General features: G+C 73.2%; 17 protein-coding genes. 5 read left to right on the forward strand and 12 right to left on the reverse strand.

All coding sequences use genetic code 11. The annotated features are described in order from the left end of the window. The first annotated feature begins 217 nt into the window (after positions 1-217). The gene (locus O7601_RS26985) at positions 218-538 is read left to right on the forward strand and encodes a hypothetical protein (RefSeq protein WP_281563874.1); all 321 of its coding nucleotides are present in this window, start codon (positions 218-220) and stop codon (positions 536-538) included. Further along, positions 535-996 (forward strand): hypothetical protein, encoded by a 462-nt coding sequence (locus tag O7601_RS26990; RefSeq protein ID WP_281563875.1) that lies wholly within the window; start codon positions 535-537, stop codon positions 994-996. Before O7601_RS26985 ends, O7601_RS26990 begins: the two co-directional genes overlap by 4 nt. A gap of 87 nt (positions 997-1,083) precedes the next feature. Here the strand turns inward: O7601_RS26990 and O7601_RS26995 are convergent, their stop codons facing one another. The 3 genes from O7601_RS26995 to O7601_RS27005 all read right to left on the reverse strand — a co-directional run bounded on the left by O7601_RS26995 (position 1,084) and on the right by O7601_RS27005 (position 7,810). After that, positions 1,084-5,274: a CHAT domain-containing protein gene (locus O7601_RS26995; protein ID WP_281563876.1), complete on the reverse strand. Its 4,191-nt coding sequence runs from the start codon at positions 5,272-5,274 to the stop codon at positions 1,084-1,086. Between the two features lie 364 nt (positions 5,275-5,638). Then, positions 5,639-6,478: an alpha/beta fold hydrolase gene (locus O7601_RS27000; RefSeq protein WP_281567052.1), complete on the reverse strand. Its 840-nt coding sequence runs from the start codon at positions 6,476-6,478 to the stop codon at positions 5,639-5,641. A gap of 504 nt (positions 6,479-6,982) precedes the next feature. Continuing rightward, positions 6,983-7,810 carry a TerC family protein gene (locus tag O7601_RS27005; protein WP_281563877.1) on the reverse strand — a complete coding sequence of 276 codons (828 nt, stop codon included), beginning with the start codon at positions 7,808-7,810 and terminating at the stop codon, positions 6,983-6,985. A 642-nt stretch (positions 7,811-8,452) separates the two neighbouring features. Between O7601_RS27005 and O7601_RS27010 the strand changes: the two genes are divergently transcribed. After that, positions 8,453-9,802: a pentapeptide repeat-containing protein gene (locus tag O7601_RS27010; protein ID WP_281563878.1), complete on the forward strand. Its 1,350-nt coding sequence runs from the start codon at positions 8,453-8,455 to the stop codon at positions 9,800-9,802. A 137-nt stretch (positions 9,803-9,939) separates the two neighbouring features. Here the strand turns inward: O7601_RS27010 and O7601_RS27015 are convergent, their stop codons facing one another. Together O7601_RS27015 and O7601_RS27020 are read right to left on the reverse strand one after the other, a co-directional pair. Next, positions 9,940-10,134, reverse strand: coding sequence for a DUF397 domain-containing protein (locus O7601_RS27015; protein ID WP_281563879.1), 195 nt, complete (start codon positions 10,132-10,134; stop codon positions 9,940-9,942). After that, on the reverse strand, positions 10,122-10,922 hold the full coding sequence (locus O7601_RS27020) for a helix-turn-helix transcriptional regulator (RefSeq protein ID WP_281563880.1): 801 nt from the start codon (positions 10,920-10,922) through the stop codon (positions 10,122-10,124). Before O7601_RS27020 ends, O7601_RS27015 begins: the two co-directional genes overlap by 13 nt. A 258-nt stretch (positions 10,923-11,180) precedes the next feature. Here O7601_RS27020 and O7601_RS27025 point away from each other — a divergent pair, with 258 nt between their 5' ends. Both O7601_RS27025 and O7601_RS27030 read left to right on the forward strand, forming a co-directional pair. After that, positions 11,181-11,543: a hypothetical protein gene (locus O7601_RS27025; RefSeq protein WP_281567053.1), complete on the forward strand. Its 363-nt coding sequence runs from the start codon at positions 11,181-11,183 to the stop codon at positions 11,541-11,543. A 226-nt stretch (positions 11,544-11,769) separates the two neighbouring features. Next, positions 11,770-12,870, forward strand: a complete 1,101-nt coding sequence (locus tag O7601_RS27030; protein WP_281563881.1) for a J domain-containing protein — start codon at positions 11,770-11,772, stop codon at positions 12,868-12,870. 13 nt (positions 12,871-12,883) lie between these two features. Here O7601_RS27030 and O7601_RS27035 read toward each other — a convergent pair whose 3' ends face one another. The 7 genes from O7601_RS27035 to gltB form a co-directional block, all read right to left on the reverse strand. Next, positions 12,884-13,321 (reverse strand): hypothetical protein, encoded by a 438-nt coding sequence (locus O7601_RS27035; protein ID WP_281563882.1) that lies wholly within the window; start codon positions 13,319-13,321, stop codon positions 12,884-12,886. A 25-nt stretch (positions 13,322-13,346) separates the two neighbouring features. Further along, positions 13,347-13,610, reverse strand: a complete 264-nt coding sequence (locus O7601_RS27040) for a DUF6244 family protein (protein WP_204014823.1) — start codon at positions 13,608-13,610, stop codon at positions 13,347-13,349. A gap of 197 nt (positions 13,611-13,807) precedes the next feature. After that, on the reverse strand, positions 13,808-14,953 hold the full coding sequence (locus O7601_RS27045; RefSeq protein WP_281563883.1) for a hypothetical protein: 1,146 nt from the start codon (positions 14,951-14,953) through the stop codon (positions 13,808-13,810). 3 nt (positions 14,954-14,956) lie between these two features. After that, a complete protein-coding gene (locus tag O7601_RS27050; RefSeq protein ID WP_281563884.1) occupies positions 14,957-17,635 on the reverse strand; it encodes an FtsK/SpoIIIE domain-containing protein in 2,679 nt (892 codons plus the stop codon). A gap of 163 nt (positions 17,636-17,798) precedes the next feature. Next, positions 17,799-18,599 (reverse strand): SGNH/GDSL hydrolase family protein, encoded by an 801-nt coding sequence (locus tag O7601_RS27055; protein WP_281563885.1) that lies wholly within the window; start codon positions 18,597-18,599, stop codon positions 17,799-17,801. A gap of 190 nt (positions 18,600-18,789) precedes the next feature. Next, positions 18,790-20,292 (reverse strand): glutamate synthase subunit beta, encoded by a 1,503-nt coding sequence (locus tag O7601_RS27060; RefSeq protein WP_281563886.1) that lies wholly within the window; start codon positions 20,290-20,292, stop codon positions 18,790-18,792. Next, entirely contained in the window at positions 20,285-24,970 is a 4,686-nt protein-coding gene (gene gltB, locus O7601_RS27065) for a glutamate synthase large subunit (protein WP_281567054.1), read from the reverse strand. The genes O7601_RS27060 and gltB overlap by 8 nt, the downstream gene beginning before the upstream one ends. Positions 24,971-24,996: the final 26 nt, after the last annotated feature.

Here is a 24,996-nt window from a genome sequence, read left to right on the forward strand (position 1 = left end):
ACGCCGGGCGGTGCACGCGGCGGCACCGTTTAGCCTCCCACGGACGGTCCGGCCGCACGGCCGCTCCGCCGATCCTCCCGGGCTGCCCGGCCCCCGGTGCCCGGTCGCCCCGCCGCGACACCGACAGCCGGGTCGGTCCGCGCGCCGGGTGACCTACGGGCGGGCGATCGCTACCGTGTGATCGATGTCGTGCGGGTGACGGTGGGAGTGTGCATCGGTGCGGAATGGTGAGCCGGCGGCGCAGCCGCTGCCGTACGCGGAAATCACCGAAGAGAGGTACGGCAGCCGGGTCGCGGAGACGTTCTCGGTGCGCCGGTACGGTCCGGCGGTGCTGCTCAGCGGCGACTGCCCCCGCTGCCAGCACCCGATCACCTGCCCGATCGTCGGCGAGGTCTACCGGCGGGAGACGCCGCAGGCAGCCGTCGACCCTGGCTACCGGACGCTGCTGTGCAGCTGCGCCGCCGACCACCCGGCCCGCCCGGACGGGCTGGCCGGCTGCGGCGCGTACTGGACGGTGACGCTGGAGGTCGAGGCGTGATCCGGGTGCGGCCGGGCCCCACGGCGACGCTCACCGACCTGCGTCGGGCCCAGGAGCTGGCCGCGTTGCTGCGCGGCGAGCTGGACCGGGTCCGGACCGCCGCGCTGGCCTGGCGCAACGGGCTGGGCGGCCTGCTCGTCGCGCTGATCGGCTTCAGCCTGATCCGGGGCCGTTCCGACGTCAGCACGCTCGCCCCGGGCTGGGGTGCGCTGGTCGGCGTGCTGCTGCTGGCCGCGATCGTGGCCGGGGTGGCCGGGGCGCTGGCGTTGCTGCGGGCCGCCCACGGACCGCTGTCGGTGACGCCGGTGGCCGAGTTGCCCCCGGCGCCGCTCGGCGAGCACCGGGAGGCCCTCGTCGCGGCCCGGGCGCTGCGCCTCGGGGTGCTACTGGTGCTGCTCTGCACGGCCCTGCTGATCGCCGCCGTGGGAGTCACCTGGTACGCGCCCGGCCAGCCCTGACCAGATTCGATCCGGTACCCGGCCGGGGCCGGTGCGTCGTCGGCGGTTCGCTGCGTGCCGATGATCCGTGGCGGCGGACTGCTCCGGTCAGGGGCCGATGTGGGCGTAGCCGGCCCAGAGTTCCGGCAGGTCGGGCAGGGCCGCACGCACCTGCTGGACGGCATGGTGCAGGGCGGACGCGGCCCGCTCCGGGTCGAGCCCGCCGGGCACCGCCAACGCCGCGTACAGGTCCTCGCACAGCTGCACGGTCAACGCGTCGGAGATGGCCCAGAGCGCGCCGATGACGTGCCGGAAACCCGCCAACTGGAACGCGGTGCCCAGGGTCAGCGCCTCGTCCGGCAGAGCGGCGCCGCCGCGTACCGTGTCGCAGGCGGACAACACCGCGAGCGCCGCCGTGGTGTCCGCCGGCCGCCACAGATCCCGTACGTGCAGCGGGCCGCCGGCCAACGCGAGCCGGCCCCGGGCGGGTGCGGCGAGATCCTGCGTACCGTGACAACACAGGTGGACCACCGACGTTCCCGGCAGTGCGCCGAGCACCGCGGCGGGAGTGGCCGCCGCTGCGGTCAGCGACGTCACGTCGGTCACGTACCGGCGCACCACGGCCTCCTCCCCCGCCGCGCCGGGCAGGTCCGCCAGCCCTGGCGTCCGTGGCATCGCGACCATCAGGGCCGAGGTGACCGGCACGGCCCGGCCCGCCGGCCCCCGCCGGGCCCGGATGAGCGCCCGCAACGAGGCCGTGTACGACGGGACGACCCGGTCGAGGACCCCGGCCCCCCCACTCAGCGGGGCGGCGGCGTGCAGCGGCAGCAAGGTGAGCACTCCGGTGGGACACCACCACAGGCGGGCCGGAGCGACGCCGGGATCCGGTGGCCCGGCGGGCTCGCCCAGCGCGTCCAGCACCGGGGCGGCGACCACCCGCCACAGCCAGTCGAGGGTCTCCGGTATCCGCCGCCGGAACGCGGCCCGGCGACGCTGCCCGTCCGGCCCCGGGTCACCGCCGGACGCGGTGACCTCGGCCAGCCCGGTCAGGAAGTACACGGCCCGCAGGTGCAGTTCGCCGAGGGTCAGCTCGGGCAACGGCACCACCGTCACCCGACCCTCGTCGACCACCAGCGCGTCGCAGCGCCGCGCGGCGACGTTCACCAGCACCACCGGGCCGTTGCCGGCCGCCTGCGCCAGGTCGGCGAAGGGGGGTGGGCGCAGGAAACCTTCGAAGCCGGCCAGCCGCCGGATCTGCGCCAGCACCTCGCGTCGCTGGCGAGCCAGCTCGTGCCGGCGCTCCGAGCCCATCTGGTCCGCGGTCACTCCGGCGACGATCGGGGCCGTCAGCCCGGCGAGCAGCGACCGGCCGGGCCGGGGATCGAGGCGGTCGAGGGCGGTCTGGGTGGCGGCCAGCCGCTCGGCCAACCGGGGCTCCCGCGCACGCAGCGCGGCCAGGTCGGCACCGGCGTCGTGGGCCCGGGTGAGCAGCACCCCCCGGCCGTACTCCAGCAGCTCCACCGCGCGTTCCGGCCGGCCGAGCGCGATCGCCACCGCCGCGGCGTCGCCGGCCAGGCCCGGGAACTGCCCGAGCAGTCGACCCTGGTCGTCGAGATCCATGCCGTGCCAGGCCACCAGGTCGAGCAGCTCGATCGCGGTGGTGTAGCCGTCCAGCGCCGCCGGCAGGTCGCCGGCCTCGGCGGCGAGACCGGCGTAGGTCCGCGCGGCGCCGGCCCGCAACAGCGACGGCGCCGCCTCGGTCGCGGCGGCCTCCCGCAACGCGGTGATCGCCTCGGACAGGTCGACCGACGGCAGGTCACCGGAGACGGCCGGAGCGATGCCGGTCGGCTCCGCGGGCGGCGCAGTGCTGGTCGGGCCGCAGGCGGGCGCGGTGGCGGGCGCGGACGCGGTGGCGGGCGCGGTGGCGGGCGCGGACGCGGTGGCGGGCACGGACGCGGTGGCGGGCACGGACGCGGTGGCGGGCACGGACGCGGTGGCGGCGGCCTCAGCCGAAACCGGGGCGTCCCGGGTGGCGTGCGCGATCTCCTCGACGGCGGCGGCCAGGTTGTTCAGGCACATTGTCCGTTCCGGATGACCGACGGGCAGGGCCGCGACCGCCGCCCGGTACACGGTCAGCATCTCGTGGGCGTCGCGGCCGGCCCGACCGGCCCGGAACCTGATCAGCAATGCGTTACCGAGGTTGGTCAGCGGTTGGTGCCGTTCCGGCGCCGAGGCGGATGTCGCCTGTTCGATCTGGCGCAGCAGCGTGACCGCCTCGTCGAGCGCGGCGGAATCGTCGCTGAGTTGGTGCCGCAGCAGGTGGCTGAGGGCGAGCGTGCCGCCGATGCGTACCCGGTCGACGGGCTCGGCGTCCCGCTGCGCCAGCTCCGCCGCCTCCCGCAGCAGCGCGACCGCCTGCTCGGCGTCGGTCAGCGCGGCCGCCCGGGCCTGCTCCGGTGCGGTGCCGCCGTCGGCCGGCAGCGCGGCGTTGACGACCAGCTCGGTGCGCCGGTTCAACGCCGATCCCAGGTTGAGCAGGCCGAGCATCCGGTCCGGGTGCCCGGATGGGGCAGCCGCCACCGACCGCCGCAGCACGTCGATCGCCTCGGTGAGGATGCCCAGGTCCTGGGTGCGGCCGAAGAGTTCCTGAAGGACCAGACCCAGATTCGACAGGCGGAGCGGCAGTTTCGCGGAACTCGCGGTGGCGGCGACCGCCTCGCGCAGCCTCGCCACGGCCGGTTCCAGCAGGTCGGGTTCCCCGGCCAGGTTGGCCAGCTCCCGCAGCATGTTGCCCAGGTTGTTCGACAGGTCGGGCCGGTCCGGATGATCCGCCGGCAGCAGCCGCTCCGCCTCGGCGAGCACGTCGCGGGCCTCCCGCAACGTCGGTACCCCGGCCAGGTCGGCGTGCCACCGGCCCAGCGTGTACCCGAGGTCGCCGAGGCGTCGGGCCCGCTCCACCGGGTCGGTCGTCCCGTCGGCCGCCGCCCGCAGCAGTCGCACCGCCTCGTGGAGATCCTCCGGGCGGCGGTGCTGCGCATAGCGCACCTTTAGCAGCTTGCCCTCGGCCTGCCACAGCCCGCCGACGTCCAGCCCGTCGAGCCGAGGTCGGACCGCCGCCGCCCGATACGCCTCGATCGCCGCGTCCAGGTCGGCCAGGGTCTGCCGCCGCTGGTGCCGCTCACCGACCAGCCCGGCCAGGGTGGCTCGCGCCAGGCCGTCCCGTTGCTCGCCGAGTCCCGCCGCCAGCGCGGCACGGTTGGCCTCGATCGCCGTGTCCAGGTCACCGTCGGTGCCGCTGACCACGAACCGCCTACTGGCCAGCGTGGCGTACGTGAAGACCACCAGCGGATCGGCCCGGACGGACACCGCCTGCGCCAGCGCGTCGACGGCCCGGTCGAGGTCGGACGGCTCACCGCGTCGCTGCCAGCGTTCACGCAGCCGGTCGCCGAGGTTGACGCGGGCGATCATCCAGACCGGCGAGTCGGCGGACGCGGCCCGGGCCGCGTCGCCGAGCAGTCGGATCGACTCGTCCAGCGCCGCCACGTCACCTGCCTGCTCGAACCGGTCGCCGAGAACGTTGCCGAGGTTGAAAAGCCGAGCGGGGCGCTCCGGGTCACCGGCCGGCGTCGACTCCAGACTCTCCCGGTGCGCGTCGATCGCCGCCGGAAGCGACAGCTGCCGGCCCAGGTGCAGGTACTGATCGCGGTGCACCCGTCCGAGCGCGGAGAGGTAGTGCAGGCGCTCGGGTACGCCCGACGGTGTGCCGGCCAGCGCCCGTTCCAGCAGGGCCTGCGCCTGACCGGCCACCCGGTAGTCCCCGGAACGTTCGGCCCCGCCCATCAGCGCGACCGCCTGGCGGAACAGTTCGGCCGGCGCGTCGCCGCCGGATCGGCCGGGCGCGGAGCGGGCTGCCGGGATCCGGCCACCGGTCTGGGCCGAACCCGCGCTGGTGGGCGTGTGGGCGTGGAGCAGGGCCAGCAACGACGGCGGTACCCGCTGCGGTGCCAGGTACAGCAGCATCTTAGTCAACCCGACCGCCTGCACGAGATCGGCGTCGTTCTGCCCGGCCGGCAGACTCTGGTACCGGTACCAGTGCAGGCAGGCCAGCAGGAACAGGGCCTCAGCCTCGTGCTCGGCGAGTGAGTCGCGCCCGGCCACCCCGTCGAGCAGTTCGTACACCGGTCGGGCCTCCTGGAGGGCTGCGGGTTCCAGCACCCACCGGGGCTCCATGGTGGTGCCGAAGTCGTCGAGCCGCTTCCGCAGCCGCCGCACCGGGTCGGACCTGAATCGCTGCCACATGCCAGCCCTCCCGTCGCAGGCACCGTTCGCTCAGGGGTAGCAGCTGCGGTGAACGGCCGCTGTCCCAAAGCCGACCGGGTAACGCGCCGTGCCGTGCGCGTCGCGCGCGCCGTGGCCGTGCCTGCACGCCGTGCGCCGTGCGTGCCGTGCACGCCGTGCGTGCCGTGCACGCCGTGCCGTGCGCCTGCAACTTCGGGGAAACTGCAGCCTGCGCCCGCCTGGACCCGACAAGTTCGGGGAAACTGCTGCCTGCGCGGCCCGCCTGGCATCGGGGGTGTTGTCTGGGTGGGGCTTTGTCAACGGGCAGGTGGGGATGTCGGCGGCTGCGGCCCGGCGGCTCCGTGCAGCCGCCGGGCCGGGTGGGTCACAGGGCGAGGCAGTTGGGTTTGATCGCGGCTTCCCGGAGGACCTGTCGGACGACGGTGTAGGTGGTGCCGTCGAGCACCAGGCCGAGGTGACCGACCACACGCAACGGGCACCAGGACTGGATCAGTACGTTTGTCGCGCCGTCGGCCAGCTTCGCGTTGTCGACCGGTCGGACCAGTTCGTCCTGCCAGGTCCGCACCGCGGTCCAGCGCACCGGGGCCGGGGTGTCGTCGCCCGCGTTGAGGGCGGTGAGGAACGACGATCCGATGGTCATCTGCTGACAGGCGACCACGCCGGCACAGCTGCCCAGACCGAGGAACGACACGATGTTGGCCACGTACGTGCCGTACTGCGGGGTGCCCAGGCTGACGTAGCGTTCGACGGCGTCGTCGCCACCGAGGTTCTTGATGTAGTAGCGGCTGACCAGGCCCCCTTCGGAGTGTGCGACCAGGTCGACCTTGGCACCTCCGGTGGCGGCGCGGACCTGCCCCACATACCCGCGCAGCCCGGCGGCGGACGCGGTGATGTCGCCGAGTCCCAGGTTGGGCAACTGGTAGATCCAGACCCGGTAGCCGTCGGCGCGCAGCCGGCCGGCAAGCGGCTCGTAGACAGCGGCGATGCCGCTGAGCCCACCGACCACGATGACCGGATTGGCGCCGGCCAGCGCCCGCAAGCCTGCGTCGGCAGCGGCCTCACGGGTGGACGCGACGCCGACGGACCCGGTCGCGTCGGCAGACCCAGCCTCGCGGACAGACCCAGCCTCGCGGACAGACCCGGCGGCGGCGCCGGGCGCAGGGAGCACGCCGGCCGCTGCGGTCGCACCGTTCGTGGTGGGGATGCCGGTGATGGCGGCGCCAGCAGGCCCGGCGGTGCCGGCAATCACGGTGCCGGTGGCGGCAACACCGGTACCGGCGGAGCCGGAGGTGGCGGAGCCGGAGGTGGCGGAGCCGGAGGTGGCGGAGCCGGAGGTGGCGGAGCCGGAGGTGGCGGAGCCGGAGGTGGCGGAGCCGGAGGTGGGTGCTGCCGTATCGGGTGGAGCGGCCGTGGCGGCGGGAGCCGCGAGGACGGCGACGACAGTGAGTGCCAGGACGGGGACAGCCTTTCGGAGCAGCATCGCTGCACCTCCCAAGGGGGATCCCGGGGTTACCGGGTGGAGGCGGTGGGATGTCCGATCGACCGTGCACTGATGATGCGGGTAACGATCCAGAAACGTCAATGAAAAGTTACGCGCGGGTAGCGATTGCTCCCTCGGATGTCTCCGAGCGGAGCCGACAGAACCGTCCACGTACGACGAGCGCCGCACGCACCGGATGGGTGCGTGCGGCGTCGAGTTCGGCGTGGGTCAGCCGGCTGGCGTCGCCTCCGACTCTGGCTTCGGCTCGGGACGGGCCTGGCCCTGCTTCACGTACGTCGGGTGCAGCTGTACCGGCTGATTCTCCTGCTGGCGGCGCTGCCGCGCCCGAACCCGCAGGTTGAGGAACTCCACGAAGATCGAGAAGGCGATCGGGCCGTACACGTAGCCCTTCGGGATGTGCTGGTCGAAGCTCTCCGCGATGAGGCTGGCACCGATGAGCAGCAGGAACGACAGGGCCAGCATCTTGACCGTCGGATGCTGGTTGACGAACCTGCTGACCGCACCGGCCGAGACCAGCATGATGATCATCGCGATGATCACGGCGGCGACCATGATGGCGAGTTCGTCGACCATGCCGACCGCGGTGATCACCGAGTCGAGCGAGAAGACCACGTCCAGCACCAGGATCTGCGCGATGACCGCGCCGAACGAGACCACCTTGCCGCCCTCGCGCCCGTGGTCGGAACCTTCCAGGTGCTCGTGGATCTCGTACGTAGCCTTGCCCACCAGGAATATCCCGCCGAGCAGCAGAATCAGATCGCGCCCGGATATCTCCTGCCCGAGCACGGTGAACAGCGGCGCGGTCAGACCGATGATCCAGGACAGCGAAGCCAGCAACAGCAGTCGGGTGATCAGGGCGAGCGAGATGCCGATCGTCCGCGCCCGGGCCTGCTGGTGCTCTGGCAACCGCCCGGACAGGATCGAGATGAACACGACGTTGTCGATGCCCAGCACGATCTCCAGCAGGAGCAGGGTCGCGAACGCGATCCACAGCTCGGGACTGGTCAGGAACTCCATGCCATCCTCGACTCTCACGACCGGCCGCCGGGTCGGCACCCGGACCATCGGCTGATCTGCATCATGATGAACTACCGGGCCGCCAGCCGCTGCGCAACCCCACCGCCGCCAGACCCCCGGCCAGCACGAAACCGCCCGCACGAGTTGCGGCATGACGGCCACTTCAGGAGAAGGGAAGCCCCCACATCCCGCAACCCGCTACAGCGTCCGGCAGGTCCCGGACGCGATACCGCCACCGGCTCCCGGCCACCACCCAACGCCCGAGTCCAGCACCGGACCACCGGCACGCGTTGCGGCATCGCGGCCTCTCCCGGGAGCCCGGAGGCCGCAGCATGCCGCATCCCGCGACAACTTTCCCGGCAGCCCTCCGGCCGCCGCACGACAGCGACCCGGCCGATCTCGAACCCACCGCACGACAGCGACCCGGCCGATCTCGAACCCACCGCACGACAGCGACCCGGCCGATCTCGAACCCACCGCACGACAGCGACCCGGCCGATCTCGAACCCGCGCCACGACAGCAACCCGGCCGATCTCGAACCCGCGCCACGACAGCAACCCGGCCGATCTCGGCCGCGCGCACGACGGCGGCTCCGACAGCCCGCCGGGCGGCCGAGCCGGGGGCCTACGCCACGGAGGGATCGGTGGCATGCTGTGGCCGTGCCCGGCACCCCACCCCCAGACGAACGACTGCGGGTCATGCCGTGGTGGCTGGTACTCATCGGGCTGCTGCTGGCCGCCCTGCTCGGCTGGTGGGTGCTGTACTGGCTGCTCGGCGAGGCCGACCGCGCCACCGCGCCGGACACCCGGGCCACGTTGCGCATCGACGCCATCCGCACCGGGTTGACAGTGGTTGCCGGCACCGGCGGCGGATTGGCGCTGCTGCTCGCCGCCCGGCGACAGTGGATCAGCGAGCGGGCGCAGCGACACGAGGAGGGCGTCGCCGCCGCCGACCAGACGCACCGCGACCGGGTGCAGGCGCACGTCGAAGCGGTCGCCGAGGCCGGGCAACGACACCAGGAACACCAGGCCGAGGCCGCCGCGCACGACGCCGCCGAGCGCCGGCTGACCGAGCTGTACACCCGGGCCGTCGAACTGCTCGGCAACGACAACGCGGCCGTACGCCTCGGTGGCCTGCACGCCCTGGAACGGCTCGCACAGGACAACCCGGCGCAGCGTACGACGATCATCGGGGTGCTCTGCGCGTACCTGCGGATGCCGTCGCCGGACGACGCGCGGGAGACGGAGGTACGCCGCAGCGCGCAGCGGGTGTTGACCCGGCACCTGCGCGCGGACGACGACGCCTTCTGGCCCGGCATGCGCCTGGACCTGACCGGCGCGCGACTGGACGACTTCGACGCCACCGGCTGCACCCTTGACGACGCCGACCTGACCGGCGCCACCTGCACCGGCGCCACCCGGTTCACCGGTGCCACGTTGACCGGGCGACTGGCCCTCGGTGCGGGCTTCGACACCCTCGTGCTCGACGGGGTCGGCGGCGACGCGACGATCGTCCTGGACGACGCCCGGGTGACCGGCCGGCTCAGCGCCGACGGGGCCGGGTTCGGTGGCCCGCTGTCGGGTCAGCGGGCCACCCTCGGCGAGACCTCCTGGCGGGGCAGCACGTTCCACCGGACCGCCACGTTCGACCACACGACCTTCACGGGCAGCGCCAGCTTCCGCGAAGCTGTGTTCCACGGTGGACTGTCCATGGAGCACAGCACGTTCGGCGGTGACGCCGACTTCCGGCGGGCACGCTTCGCCGACCTGGCCCTGTTCCGCTGGACCGAGTTCCGGGCGGACGCGTCGTTCGCCGACGCCCGCTTCGCCGGGGCGGCCAGCTTCGGCCGGGCCCGCTTCCACGGCCCGGTCACCTTCGAGGGCGCCACCCCGGCCCGACGCCCCCTGTTCGACCAGGCCCGCGCCACCACGTCGGGAACCCACACCTGGCCCGACGGCGTCCGCGTCGAACCCCTGGACACCGACTGGATCCTCCTCACCGACCCGTAGACCGGACCCCGAGACGAGGTCGGTCCGGTCTCAGGTCGCGCCCGCCGATCATGCAGTTGTGGCACCCGTAATCGACCGGTTTGCTCTGCTCGGTCAACGACCACAACTGCATGATCGACGTTGCGCTGAGCGGAGGGTCAGGGCCGGACGGTGAGGTGGGTGATGAAGGTCTGCCAGGCGGTGGGTGGGAAGGTCAGCAGCGGGCCGGTGGGGTCCTTCGAGTCCCGGACGCCGACCACGCCGGGCAGGTTGTCGGCGACCTCGACGCAGGCACCACCGTTCGTGGACGAGCGGGACGACGTACGCCACCGAGCGCCGGTCAGGTGGTCCATGTCTTCGCCGCCTCCTTGAGCACGTCGAGGGTCTGCCCCAGCGGAAGGGCTTCGCCTCGGACCGCGTCCCATGCCAATCCCAAGCTAGCCAGCGAATCCGGCTCACCTGCAATCTGTGCCGCCAACTGATTGTCCACATAGCCGGCTCGCATCCCGTCCGGCAGGTCGGCCAAGATGAACGCGCCGGCCAGACCTGGGTAGATGCCAGCGGACAGCGGCACGACCTGCAACCGGATATGCGGCTGCTCAGCGCAGCTCAACAGGTGCTCAACCTGCTCACCCATCACGTCGGGGCCACCGCATGCCCGGCGCAGGACCATCTCGTCAAGCACCACGAAGAGCTGCGGGGCCGGGTCACGCGCGAGCACGGCCTGCCGCTCCAGCCGCGCCGCGACCCGCTGGTCCAGCTCGGCAAGCGGCGTCCCGGCCGCCCGGAAGACCGCGCGGGCATACGCCTCCGTCTGGAGCAGCCCCGGCACGAAGGAGTGCTCGTACCAGCGCAGCGCCGTCGCCTCCCGCTCGATCTGGATCAACTCGCGCAGCCAGATCGGCGCGGCATCGCCCTTGACCAGCTCGTCCCAGAGGGTCGCGAAGTAGCCACCCGTGTCAAGCGCCTTGTCGACGGCGGTCAGGTAGGGCAGCGTCGGCGGCTTGGTGCCGGTCTCGATCGCGCTCACCTGCGAGTCCGAGCAGAAGACCCGTTCGCCGAGCTGGGCCTGGGTCAGTCCGGCCGCCGCCCGGCGTCGCCTCAGCTCGCGAAGCAGGTACTCGGACGGCGAGATTCCCACGGCTTCCACACCCTTCCATGACGGTCCACACCGTTCCGTGCCACCTCGAAACCGGTCGTCACGTTCCGCGATCAGGCGATGACTGTTCCGAGCGTAGGGGCGTACGTCCAGGGTGGAAGGAGCACGACGCGCCTGGTGGCGGTCCATCCCCCGGGCCCGCCAGGACGCGCCCGTGCCGGGGGTCGCCGCCGGGCGAGCAACCGCGGCAACCCCCGACCCCCCGACCCCGCCGTCGACGAAGGGAGGTGTGTCGTGTCCATGACGAGGCACGCCAATACCGTTCCGACATCGCGCTGGCCGACCCGCCGAGCCGCCCGCCCCGCCGTCGCGCCGGGCGGCACCCGCGAGGACGGGACGCCCCGGGTCACACCGGGCGTCTACCTGCTGACCCGCGAGGCGTCCCCGCAGTTCGTCAGGCCGATCACGGTGCGGGTGATCCGCGAGCGGACCGGTCGGAGCACCTACGACGGTTGGGCGTGGATCGAGGTGTACCAGCTCGACTCTCAGGGCGAGGCGATCGACCACCGCGAGTTGTACGTACGCCCCGACGGAATGCGCCCCGCGCCGCCGCCCCCACCTCGCGCCCCGGCGCGGCGTGCTGCGACGAGGGCTGCCGGATGAACACGCCCCGGCCGTGAGCACATACCGTCCCGCCCGACGTGGCGTTGCCGGGCCTGCGGGATCGCCTGGCCCTGCTCTGCGGGCGAAGCTGCGCCTACTCACCGAGTGTCGAGGCCATGGTGGAGGGGTCGCACCCGGCCGAAAGGCAGCCTGATCCGCCGCATCGACGGGTGCTGTTAGCATCACCGGCGGACGCGTCCAGCACCCATGAGGATCCGGCGAATCGATGTCCCCGAACGAGCAGGATCCGTACGCGCTACTCGGCGTCAGCCGAGAAGCGTCAGTGGCTGAGATACGTCAGCGCTACCTGATCCTGGTGCAGGTCTGGCATCCGGACAAGCATCAGTCGAGTCCGGAGAACGTTCGCGAAGAAGCGACCCGTCAGATGCAGCAGATCAACCGGGCGTACAAACTTCTCACTGATGTTCGGGAACGCGAGACGCGCGAACGCCAGGCCCGCCAGGCCGAGGAACAGCAACGCGCGGGGCGCCAATGGGCGGGCGGTGGGCAGCGGGCCAGCGACTGGGCAGCCCAGCAACGCGAGGCGCGTGAGCAGGGGGACCGGGAGCGTGCGGCACACGAACGGCGGGCCCGGGCACACGCGGCGCGTGAGGCCCGTGAGCAGGAAGCCCGCGAACGCGAGGACCGCGAGCGGGCGGAGGCCGAGCGGCTGGCGCGGATACGCGAGCGGGAGGCACGCGAGCATCAGCATCCTCACGCCCAGTGGACGCATCCCCGGTACGAGCCGGCGAATCTACCGGGACCGCTGACCATCGAACCGATAACCATCTCGTTGTCGGATGGCGCCGAGGGTTACACGCTGTTGGCTCGATCCGACGGCCCGGGGTCTGTGGTCTTTTTTCCCGGCGCCGACGGCGAGCTGCTCCTGTTCCGCTCCCCGGAGGCGCTGCACCGGTACCTGACCGAGACCGGCAGTTACTGGTTGGCCGCCGTTCCCGGTTGGGACGAGTTCATGAACTCGATCCTCAAGGCCGGCATCAGCGTCGACGACGATCGGTCGTACGACTTCGGGCTGATTCTCTACAGCATCAGGCGCCCGGTCACCGACTGGGTTCCCCGGCTCTTCATCAGCAACCGCGATCTCATTGTGGACATCGCGGAAGCGTTCGAGATCGCCGAGGCGTTGGACCTGTTGCGCGCGGGCTCGGCGATCGACACGCTCGACGATCTGATGCGGGTCGCCGACCGACCACTCGCCGGATGGGGCGCACGACGTCGGCTCGACGCCATGAATTCGGGGCCGGCGACCGCCGCGTGGCGCAGGGTGATCCGGACCGTCGAGCAACGCGTGCGGTGGCTGCGCTGAGCGGCCAGCCTCGTCACTCCTGTGGGCCGCTCTCACCAGCCTGGATGGACCGGGCGGTCGACAGGAGTGACCCGCCGAACTCCGGGGTTGTCAGCACGTTTACCGCGACGCCGGGCTCGACGAGCCAGAACGCCTGGGCGCCGTCGTGCAGACCGACGCTGTCCCCGTGCGGGAACTCGCTCAGCTGCCACTCGGCGGGGTCGCGCTCGTGATACCCGCAGAGGAAGTCCCGTAGCGCGGTCAGGTCGACAAGCCGGTCGCCGCGCAGCACGTGGACCCGCAGATCCACTCGGTGCCCCTCGGGCGTCTGCCGCTCCCAGACCCGGCTGGCGAAGCTTACGTCGTCCCACTCGGTGGCGAAGTCCGACACCTCGTCGCCCACACCGGCCGGCACCTGCCCGATGTGGTAGCCGTCGAGCACCCCACCGTCGCGCGTCTCGTCGCTGCTCATCCCACCGCCTCGATCGGTTTCCGACTCAGTTGCCCAGCGCCCGCACCTTGGCGATCGTCTCCTGGACGTGTTGCCGGGCGGGTTCGTGCCCCTGGGCCGCCTGGGCGAGCGCCTGCCGGTACGAGTCGATCATGTTGATCAACGGCCCGGCGGCCACGCCCTGCAGGGCCCCGGCGACTAGTTGCCGGGCCTCGGCCGCGTCCTGCGCCGCCGCCGCTGTCTTCGCCTTTGCCTCGTCCAGCTTCTGCGCCGCCGCTGCCAGCCTGGCGATCATCTCCGCTGCGCTCACACGCCCTCCCCACGATCGCACCACTCCGGCGTCGCCACGTTCACCCGAGCGACCACACAGGAGCGTACGAGATGCACACACGCACCGCGACCACCCGAACGCGCCACACCGCCGAGGGCGGGTACATCTGTCGCTGCCCCACTCTTGGTCGCCTCGACCCGCCCCTTCCGACGATTCGCTGGACCGGCGACCGGAATTCAGCGCAGGGTGCGGAAGAGCAGCAGGTAACCGCAGTAGGCGAGGGGTACCGCGAGGAAGCAGATCAGGAAACCCAGGACCGGATGGCGCGGCGGGGTGGCGGCGCCGACGGCCGGCCGCCCCCAGCGGCCGAGCACCAGCCAGCCGCCGATCAGCGCCATGGCGGGCAGGCCGGCGAGCATCCAGGCGAGCAGGGTGCCCAACCCGACCACGCCGAGGCTCCAGCCGAACGTCAGGACCAGCAACAGCAGCCCCGCGATGCCGGCGGCACCGGCGTAGACCGCGACCGCTCGGGCCCGCGACGACCAGCCAGGTAACAGCGCCGGTTGCTGGGCGAGTAGTTCCGCCTGCTGCCCGTGCCGGTCGGCCTCATCGGCCCAGCGCCGGGCCAACTCCAGCTCCGTCGCCGGGTCGACCTCACCCGTGCGCGGGCTCGGCACCCCCGCCGCCGTCGCGCTCACCGCCACCGGCAGCGCCGGGTTCGTCTCCCCCACACCAACCGGGGAGTACGCCCCGACATCCGGCCGCCCCGGGGCGGCGGCTGCGCCGCCGTCCGACCCCGTCCTTGGTCCCCACCCGCCGCCCGGGTAGCCGGGCGAACCCGGCGGCCGACCCGGCGGGTCCGACACCGGTGCGCCGGTCGACGACGGCCCGGCTGGGCCGGACACGGGTGCCCCGCTCCACGACTGGTCTGGCGGGGCCGGCGGGCCGGACACCGGCGCGCCGGTCGGCAACGGCCCGGCTGGGCCGGATACCGGCGGGCCGGGCGGGGCCGGCGGGCCGGACACCGGCGGGCCGTTCGGCGGCGGACCGGCTGGGCCGGATACCGGCGGGCCGGGCGGGGCCGGCGGGCCGGACACCGGCGGGCCGTTCGGCGGCGGACCGGGAGGCGGGCCACCGGGCATGACTCCGCCCGGCGTGGCACCGGTCGGTGCGGTGCGGCTCGGGCCGCCCGGTGCGATGCCGATGGTGCGGCCGAGGTGGTCGAGGCGCTGCCCCTGCGCGGTCAGCCGCCGGTCGAGGTACTCCACGGCCGCGCCGAGATCGCGCTGCCGTTCGGCCTCGGCGGCGGCGCCCTGCTCGCCCACGCGGTGCTGCACCGCTAGGTGACGGGCCAGCGCCGCGTACTCGTCGAAGGTGGACACGCCTCACTCCTGCCCGTCGGAGGGGTGACCGTCGCGGGCGAACGGCACGATCAACCGGACCCGCTGGTCGTGCCGGTCCACCAGCAGCGCCCGATCCGCGCGGGGGGTGTACGCGAGATCGTGCACGCCGAGGTGCAGGCCGAGATCCGAGCCGGGCACGTTCAGCGCGACCAGGCAGGCGACGTCGTCGCGGTTCTGCGTACCGCCGAGGTCGTCGGCGAGCCGGCGCAGACCGCGCCACCAGCCGAGCAGGTGCACCCCGTGGCCGGGCCCCTGGCGCAGCAGCACCCGCAGGTTGTCGTGCCCGGAGCGGAACGTGGTCGGGTCGCTCTCGCCGAGCAGGCCGGCGGCGGCGTCCATCCCGAACACCACCAGGTAGCTGCGCCCCGCCGGCACCGTACCCGACTCCGCCGCCCCGGCATCCGGACCGGTGTGGGGAGCACCCGGCCCCGCAGCGGACGCAACCGACGTGGCTTGCGGAGCATCCGGCAGGGCGGCCCCGGCGGACGTGGACCCTGGGCCGTCGGTGCGGTGGCCGCCGGCCAGGCCGGTGGCGAGGGTGCCGATCCGGTCGCGTAGGGCAGCGGCGTCGAGCCGCTCGACCCGGTGCCCGGCGGCGGCCAACGTTGCGGCCGTGTCGTCGGCCGCCGGGTCGGCGGCGGCGACCAGCGGAGCGAGCACGAACACCGCCTCGCCGGGGGCATGCTGTCGGGCCAGGCTCAGGGTGGCGGCCCGCAGCACCTCAGCCCCGGCGGGCGAGGTGCCGACCACGGCCAGGTGCCGGCCGGGGGCGGTGTCCATGATGAACAGGGCGGTGGTGCCGTCCACGTCGACCGTCCGGCCGACCAGGGCCAGCGGACGCCGGCCGCCGGGGCGCAGCCCGGTGAACGTGGCGTCGTCCTCGACGCGGGCGGTGTCGTAGCCGCGGAAGACCGACGGCGGGCGGGCCCCCGTCGGGCGAGCCCGCCACATCTCGTGCCGCAGCCGGGTCAACTCGTCGGACGCGGCGTGCGCGTCGGGGAAGCGGATCACGGTGTTCGCGCCGGGGGCACCGGCGGCGGTGTTCACCACGGCCGAGCCGACCGGCAGCGTTGCCGCGGCGTCGTTGAGGTGGTCGAGCACTCCGCCACCGCCGGGCAGCGCCACCCGCAGGGCGAACTGCCCGAAGACCGCCTCGGAGCGGCCGTAGAGCGCCTCGATCCCGGTGGTGCTCTGGCTGGCCAGCACCAGGTGTACGCCGTACGAGCGGCCCTTGCGGGCCAGTTCCTCCAGCAGGTCCACCGACTCGCGGGCCAGCGGGTCGTTGCCGGCCAGCAGCACGTGGAACTCGTCGATCACAGCGACGATCCGGGGCACCGCGGTGTCGGCGGGCAGGTCGGCGAGCTTGGTGACGCCGTGCCGCTTGAGCGCGGTGGCCCGCCGGTGCAGTTCGCGGCGCAGTTCGCGCAGCACCGCCACGCCGTACTCCCGGTCGCTCTCGATGCCGACGGCGCGGGCGTGCGGCAGCCACGACGGGTCGCGTTCGGTGGGCACGAACTCGGTGAAGCTGACCCCCTCCTTGAAGTCGAGCAGGTAGAGCTGCAACTCGGTCGGCGGGTAGCGGGCGGCCAGGCCGTACAGGACGTCGAGCAGGAAGACCGTCTTGCCGGCGCCCGTACGCCCACCGACCAGCCAGTGCGGGGTGGCGTCGTCGAAGGCCATCGGGAACGGGTCGCGTCCGGCGCGGCCCACCACGGTACGCAGGCCCGCCCGGCCGGAAACCCCCCACCGTTGCCCGGGCAGCAGGTCGGCGAAGCCGACCGCCTCGCCGCGTCGGGCCGCCTCGCCCAGGTGGGTGGCGAGCGCGGCGACGGAGGCCGGCGGGGGGTCGCCGTCGAGGACGACCGGCGCGGCCAGTCCGCTGCCGTCGACGCTGAACGGCGTGCCGGGCGGGTCGCCGACCCGGGCGTACCCGTCGGTCAGCCGCAGCGGGGTGGTGGCGCCCAGCGGTGGGGCGGACTCGCCCGGCCCGGCCGGCGGCCAGCCGGCGAGCAGCACGCAGACGGCGGCGGCCGGGCCGGCGTGGGTGAGCGCGGCCAGCCGGGCGGCCTCGCGGGGCGCGGGGATGGACGCGGCGACCAGCAGCAGCAGGTCCTGGTCCGGTCGGTCGGCCTGCCGCGCGGCTCGGGCGTGCCGTTCGGCGGCGTCGAGCAGCGTGGTGACCTCCGCCTCGGTGGTGGCCGGCGGGTCGACGACGCCGGCGTCGAGCAGTGGTCGCAGTGGACCGAAGGTGGCGCCGAGGGCGGCGGTGTCCAGCGCGGCGACCCGGACACCGCCGGGCGCGGCGGTGGCCAGCAGCCGCAGCACCAGGGCACGTAGCAGGCCGGCGACCGCCGGCTGGCGGGCGTCTGCGTCGATCGCCAGGTGATGCCCGGCGCCCAGGGGCACCAGGACCGGGAAGCCGCCGCCGGCGGTGACCGCCTCCCCGACGCGCACCGGAACGGGTCGGCGGGCCAGTGGGATGCCGGGCGTCGGGGTGGCCAGCGCCGCGCCGACCCGGGCCAGCCGGGCCAGCAGGTCGGTGTCGACCACTGTGGCGGTCGGTGTGGTGGCGCGCAGCGCGGTGCGGGCGGATTCGAGGTGGGCGCGGGCCGCCCGGTGAGCGGCTACCGCCTGCTCGTACGCCGACGCGAGCCTGCCCACACCCCTGCCCTTCGCCGCCGAGCGCCGCCTGGTCGCAGAAACCCTAACGGACGGCGGCGACACCGGCACGTGTCCGAACCGGACGTGTCGGGCCGCCGCCTCGGCCGGAGGCGGACGCACGGCGGCCGACGGCCCGAACCGGGCCGCCGGCCGCAGCCTACGGTCAGCCGGTGACCGCGTTGAGCGCCGGCAGGTAGCCGTAGCGGTAGCCGTCGGCGTTCGGGTGGTACGCCTCGATGACCCCGGTGACGTCCCGGATCCACGGCTGGGCGCCGCAGACGCCGTGGCCGGCGAAGGTGGGCCGGGTGTCGGCGAAGGTGGCGCCGGCAGCGGCGGCCCGGTCGGCGGTCACGGTGGCGAGGACGTCGGCCGCCTCGTTGAGGATGGTGCGCTTGTAGGTGCTCATGGCCAGCAGTCCGCAGTAGCGGGTCTCGAACAGCCGTGGATAGCCGAGCACGATCAATCGGGCGTTGGGGGCCCGTTCCCGGATGGCGGCGTAGGTGCGGTCCAGCCGGGCCGGCAGCGTGCCGGTGGCGAACGCCTTCGCGGCGTTGACGGCGTTGGTGCAGGTGGAGGTGCTGCCGAACCGGCAGTCGGTCATCACGTCGGCGAAACCGGCGTCGTTGCCGCCGATGGTGATGGTGACCATCGTGGTGGTGGTGGACAGCGAGCCCAGCTGGTTGTCGAGCACGTCGGCGGTGACCGCGCCGCCGCAGGCGGGGAACCGGAAGCTGGCCACGTTGTTGGCGGCTGCCCACAGCGGGGCGTACGACTTCTGGCTGCGCAGGCAGGTGGACAGGTCGTACGGGCCGGCACCGACACCTGAGGAGTACGAGTCGCCCAGGGCGACGTAGTGGATGGGCGCGGCGGCCTGGGCGACGCCGGGGACGGCCAGCGCGCCGACGGCGGCGGTGAGGAGGGCGACCAGCGCGGTCAGGGCGCGGGCCAACGGACGATGGGGCATGACGGACCTCCACGGGGGTGGTGGTGGAGCCCGAGAACCGCGCGCGAGGCCAAGGGTTGTTACTGGTCGGTAATGCTATCGAAACATCTGGATAAAGTGAATAGCCGTTAAGGCGTGGGACGTGACGAGGCCGCGCCCGCGCGGTCGTCCCGCGTGGACGCGGCCTCGTCGAGCCCTCGGCCGCTAACCGTCAGTGCGCCGCCAGGGGCCGGCTGGCCGTGTGGACCGGAGCCGGCAGCGTGCCGACGCCCTCCAGGTACGTGTGGATCGCCGCGGCGGCGGCCCGCCCTTCGGCGATCGCCCAGACGATCAGCGACGCGCCCCGGTGCATGTCACCGGCGACGAAGACCCCGTCGGCCTCGGTCTGCCAGTCCGCCCGGGAGTCGACCGCGCCCCGCGCGTTACGGGCCACCCCGAGCTGCGCCAGCAACGGCTGTTCCTCGGTGCCCTCGAAGCCGATCGCCAGCAACACCAGGTCGGCCGGCAGTTCCCGTTCGGTGCCCGGCACCACCGTGACGATCCGCCGGCCGTCGTGCTTCTCCACGGACACCTCGGCGATCCGCACCGCCCGCACCGCACCGGTGCCGTCGTCGACGAACTCCTGCACCGCCACCGCGAAGACCCGCTCGCCGCCCTCCTCGTGGGCCGGGTACTCGCGCAGGATCCACGGCCACGTCGGCCACGGGTCGCGACTCTCGTCCCGGGCGCGCGGCGGCTGCGGATACAGGTCGAGCTGGTGCACGCCGGCCGCGCCCTGCCGGTGCGCCACACCCAGACAGTCCGCCGCGGTGTCGCCACCGCCGATGATGACCACGTGCCGGCCGGCCGCGTCGATTGGCGTACCGTCCGGCAGGGTGGCCAGCGCCGGCTGGCCCTCGCCGGCCGCCGCGACCACCCGGTTGGCCGCCACCAGATGCGTCATCGCCTGGTGTACGCCGCGCAGCTGCCGACCCGGCGTGTCGGTGTCCCGGCCCTGCAACGCGCCACAGGCCAGCAGCACCGCGTCGTGCCGGGCGCGCAGCTGCTCGGCGGTGACGTCGACCCCGACGTTCACCCCGGCCCGGAACTCGACCCCCTCGGCGCGCAGCTGCGCCAGCCGGGCGTCGATGTGCCGCTTCTCCAGCTTGAAGTCGGGGATGCCGTACCTCAGCAGGCCACCGATCGCATCGTCACGCTCGTAAACGGTCACGGCGTGACCGGCGCGGGCCAGTTGCTGCGCGGCGGCGAGCCCGGCCGGCCCGGAGCCGACCACGGCGACCGACCGACCGGAGGGCACGGGCGCCGGGCGCGGAGGCAGTCCCCGGGCCGCGGCCGCGTCGGCGATCTCCACCTCGACCTGCTTGATGGTGACCGGCGCGCCACCGGCGATGCCGAGCACACACGCGGCCTCGCAGGGTGCCGGGCAGAGCCGGCCGGTGAACTCGGGAAAGTTGTTGGTGGCGTGCAGCGACTCCACCGCCGCATCCCAGTTGCCGGTGCGGACCAGGTCGTTCCAGTCCGGGATGCGGTTGCCCAGCGGACAACCGTCGTGGCAGAACGGGATGCCGCAGTCCATGCAGCGGGTGGCCTGCTCGCGGATCAGTCCCTCACCGGCCGGCGGGTAGACCTCCCGCCAGTCGCTGATGCGCACCGGCACCGGCCGGCGGGCCGGCAGCCGCCGGCCGTAGCGCAGGAAACCGTTCGGGTCAGGCACGAGCCACCTCCTGGGCGACCGCCCGCGGGGCGGGGGCTACCGGTGCGGACGAGCCGGCGGCCGGCTGCGCCGGTGCCGCCAGTGCGCTCATCACCGCGTCGTCGACGTCCTGGCCGGCGGCTTCGGCGGCCCGCATGATCTCCATCACCCGGCGGTAGTCCCGGGGCACCACGGCGGTGAACTCCTCCACCGCCTCCGGCCAACGCTTGAGCAACTGTTCGGCGATCGCCGAGTCGGTCTCCGCGAAGTGCCGCTGCACCAGCTCGTGCAGGCGGGTCCGTTCCGCCTCGCTCGGCGCGGACAGGTCGACCAGTTCGGTGTTGACCCGGCGTCGGTCGAGGTTCCAGACGAACGCCGTACCGCCGGACATGCCGGCGGCGAAGTTGCGGCCGGTCGGACCGAGCACCACGACGGTGCCGCCGGTCATGTACTCGCAGCCGTGGTCGCCGACGCCCTCGACGACAGTCACCGCGCCCGAGTTACGGACCGCGAACCGCTCGCCGACCCGACCCCGCAGGAAGACCTCACCGGCGGTCGCGCCGTACAGGATGGTGTTGCCGGCGATGATCTGATCCTCGGCGCGACCGCCCGCCTCGGCGTTGGCGGACACGAACGGTGCCGCCGCGTCCGGGCGGACGACCAGCCGGCCACCGGAGAGGCCCTTGCCGACGTAGTCGTTGGCGTCGCCGTGCAGGCGCAGGGTCACCCCGCGCGGCAGGAACGCGCCGAAGGACTGCCCGGCGGTGCCGCGCAGGGTGAACTCGATGGTGTCGGCGGGCAGGCCGGCACCACCGTGGCGGCGGGTGACCTCGCCGCCGAGCATCGCGCCGACGCTGCGGTGCTCGTTGCGGATCGCCACCTCGGCCCGCACCAGCGGGACCGACTCGTCGGGACCGGTGGCGCCCAGCGCCGGCTCGGCGAGGGCGATCAGCTCGTTGTCCAGGGCCAGCTCAAGGCCGTGGTCCTGAGCGCGTACGCCCCGGCGGGCCGCGCCCTCGGGCAGCTCCGGCAGGTGCAGCACCCGACCGAGGTCGAGCCCACCGGCCTTCCAGTGCTCCACCGCCGGTGCCACGTCGAGCAGCTCGGTACGCCCGATCGCCTCGTCGATGCTGCGTAGCCCCAGCTCGGCCAGGTAACCGCGGATCTCCTCGGCGAGGAAGAGGAAGAAGTTCTCCACGAACTCCGGCTTGCCGGTGTAGCGCTCGCGCAGCACCGGGTTCTGGGTGGCGATGCCCACCGGGCAGGTGTCCAGGTGGCAGACGCGCATCATGATGCAGCCGGAGACGATCAGCGGGGCGGTGGCGAAGCCGAACTCCTCGGCGCCGAGCAGCGCCGCGACGATCACGTCCCGGCCGGTCTTGAGCTGCCCGTCGACCTGCACGGTCACCCGGTCACGCAGCTTGTTGAGCAGCAGCGTCTGCTGTGCCTCGGCCAGGCCCAGCTCCCACGGGGTGCCGGCGTGCTTGAGCGAGTTCAGCGGGGACGCGCCGGTGCCGCCGTCGTGGCCGGAGATCAGGATGACGTCCGCCTTGAGCTTGGCCACCCCGGCGGCGACGGTGCCGACACCGACCTCGCTGACCAGCTTGACGTGCACCCGGGCGGCCGGGTTGACGCACTTGAGGTCGTGCACCAGCTGGGCGAGGTCCTCGATTGAGTAGATGTCGTGGTGCGGCGGCGGCGAGATCAGGCCGACGCCGGGGGTGGCGTGCCGGGTACGCGCGATCCACGGCCAGACCTTGTTGCCGGGCAACTGCCCGCCCTCACCGGGCTTGGCCCCCTGCGCCATCTTGATCTGGAGGTCGTCGGCGTTTACCAGATACTCGCTGGTCACGCCGAACCGGCCGCTGGCGATCTGCTTGACGGCGGAGCGGCGGGCGGGGTCGTGCAGCCGCTCGACGTCCTCCCCGCCCTCGCCGGTGTTGGACTTGCCGCCGAGCCGGTTCATCGCGACGGCGAGGGTCTCGTGCGACTCGGCCGAAATCGACCCGTACGACATGGCGCCGGTGGCGAACCGCTTGACGATCTCGCTGGCCGGCTCCACCTCCTCGATCGGCACCGGCGGCAGCACGCCGCTGCGCAGCCGGAACAACCCGCGCAGCGAACCAGCCCGCGCGGCCAACTCGTCGACCTTGGCGGTGTAGTCGCGGAAGACGTCGTACTGGCGGCTGCGGGTGGCGTGCTGGAGCAGGAAGACCGTCTCCGGGTTGAACAGGTGCAGCTCACCCTCGCGGCGCCACTGGTACTCGCCGCCCACCGGCAGCAGGTCGACCGCCTCGGCGCCGGCCGCCGGCCAGGCCAACGCGTGCCGGGCGGCAACCTCGGCGTGGATGCCGTCGAGGCTGACGCCGCTGATCGTGCTCGGCGTGCCCCGGAAATACCGCTCGACCAGTCCGGTGTCCAGCCCGACCGCTTCGAAGACCTGCGCGCCGCAGTACGACGACACCGTCGAGATGCCCATCTTGGACATGATCTTCAGGACACCCTTGCCGAGCGCCTTGACGTAGTTGCGGATCGCGGCCCGCGGCGCGACCCCGGCCAGCACACCCGTGGAGATCATGTCCTCCACCGACTCGAAGGCCAGGTACGGGTTGACCGCCGCCGCCCCGTAGCCGATCAGCACCGCCGCGTGGTGCACCTCACGGCAGTCGCCCGACTCGACGATGAGCGCCACCTGGGTCCGGGTCTGCTCCCGGACCAGGTGCTGGTGCACCGCCGCGGTGAGCAGCAGCGACGGGATCGGGGCCAGGTCGGCGTTGGAGTCCCGGTCGGAGAGCACCAGGATCCGTACGCCGTCCTCGATCGCCTCGGAGACGTGCCGGCAGATCTCGGTCAGCCGGGCTCGGATCCCGGCGCCACCGTCACGGATGCGGTAGAGCCCGGACACCCGCACTGCCTTGAAGCCGGGCAGGTCACCGTCCTCGTCGATACAGAGGATCTTCGCCAGCTCGTCGTTGTCGATCACCGGGTAGGGCAGCACGATCTGCCGGCAGCTCGCCGGGCCGGGATCGAGCAGGTTGCCCTCCGGGCCGATGGTGGTGGCCAGGCTGGTCACCAACTCCTCCCGGATGGCGTCCAGCGGAGGGTTGGTGACCTGGGCGAACAACTGATGGAAGTAGTCGTAGAGCAGCCGTGGCCGGGTGGACAACGGGGAGATCGGGGTGTCGGTGCCCATCGAGCCGATCGGCTCCGCGCCGGTCCGCGCCATCGGCGCGAGCAGGATTTTCAGCTCCTCCTCGGTGTAGCCGAAGGTCTGCTGGCGGCGGCGTACCGAGTCGTGGGTGTAGACGACGTGCTCGCGGGCCGGCAGGTCGTCCATCTCGATAAGCCCGGCGTGCAGCCAGTCGGCGTACGGCTGGGCGGCGGCCAACTCGGTCTTGATCTCGTCGTCGTGCACGATCCGGCCGGCGACGGTGTCGACCAGGAACATCCTGCCTGGCTGGAGCCGCCCCTTGGCCACCACGGCGGCCGGGTCGAGGTCGAGTACGCCCGCCTCGCTGCCCAGCACCACCAGGCCGTCAGCGGTCTGCCACCAGCGGCCCGGACGCAGACCGTTACGGTCGAGCACCGCGCCGACGATCTCGCCGTCGGTGAAGGCGACCGAGGCCGGGCCGTCCCACGGCTCCATCAGGCTGGCGTGGAACCGGTAGAAGGCGCGCTTGTCGGCGCGCATGTCGGGGTCGTTCTCCCACGCCTCCGGGATCATCATCAGCACCGCGTGCGGCAGACTGCGCCCGGCCAGGTGCAGCAGTTCGAGTACCTCGTCGAAGTTGGCCGAGTCGGAGGCGGCCGGGGTGCAGATCGGGAAGACGCGCCGGATGTTGCCGGGCAGATCCGGGGTGCGCAGCAGCGCCTCGCGGGCCTGCATCCAGTTCCGGTTGCCCCGGATGGTGTTGATCTCGCCGTTGTGCGCGATGAAGCGGTACGGGTGCGCCAGCGGCCAGGACGGGAAGGTGTTTGTGGAGAACCGGGAGTGCACCAGGGCGATGGCGCTGGCCACCCGCTCGTCGGTGAGATCCGGGTAGAACGCGGGCAGCTGGTCCGGGGTGAGCATCCCCTTGTAGACCATGGTCCGGCCGGACAGCGACGGGAAGTACGCCGGCACCCCCCGCTCGGCGGTCTCGCGCTCGGCCTGCTTGCGTACGCAGAAGGCGACCCGCTCCAGCTCGACGCCGCTCAACGCCTCACCGGCCGGGCCGGCGGGGGTGTCGGTGAGGCGCTTCGCGGCGAGGAAGACCTGTCGGACGCGGGGCATCGCCGCCAACGCCGTCTCACCGAGGCCGCTCGGGTCGACCGGGACGTCGCGCCAGCCGAGCACCTCGGCGCCCTCGACCAGGGCGTACTTCTCGACCACCTGCCGGGCCCGGGCCTCGGCGGCGTCGTCGTCGGTCAGGAAGACCAGACCGGTGGCGTACTCGCCGGCCGGAGGCAGCGGAAACTCGACCACCGCGCGCAGGAACGCATCCGGCACCTGGATCATGATGCCGGCGCCGTCACCGGTGTTCGGTTCGGCGCCCCGGGCGCCACGGTGGTCCAGTCGGCACAGCGCGCCGAGGCCGTTGGCGACCACCGTGTGCGAGCGTCGGCCGTGCAGGTCCGCCACGAAGGCCACGCCGCACGCGTCATGCTCGTACGCGGGGTCGTGCAGGCCGGCAGGGGACGCTACCTGGCCCTCTCGCAGCGCCGGCTGGGGGCGGTGTGGGTACG

The sequence above is a fragment of the Verrucosispora sp. WMMD573 genome, assembly GCF_027497175.1.
Classification (GTDB): domain Bacteria; phylum Actinomycetota; class Actinomycetes; order Mycobacteriales; family Micromonosporaceae; genus Micromonospora.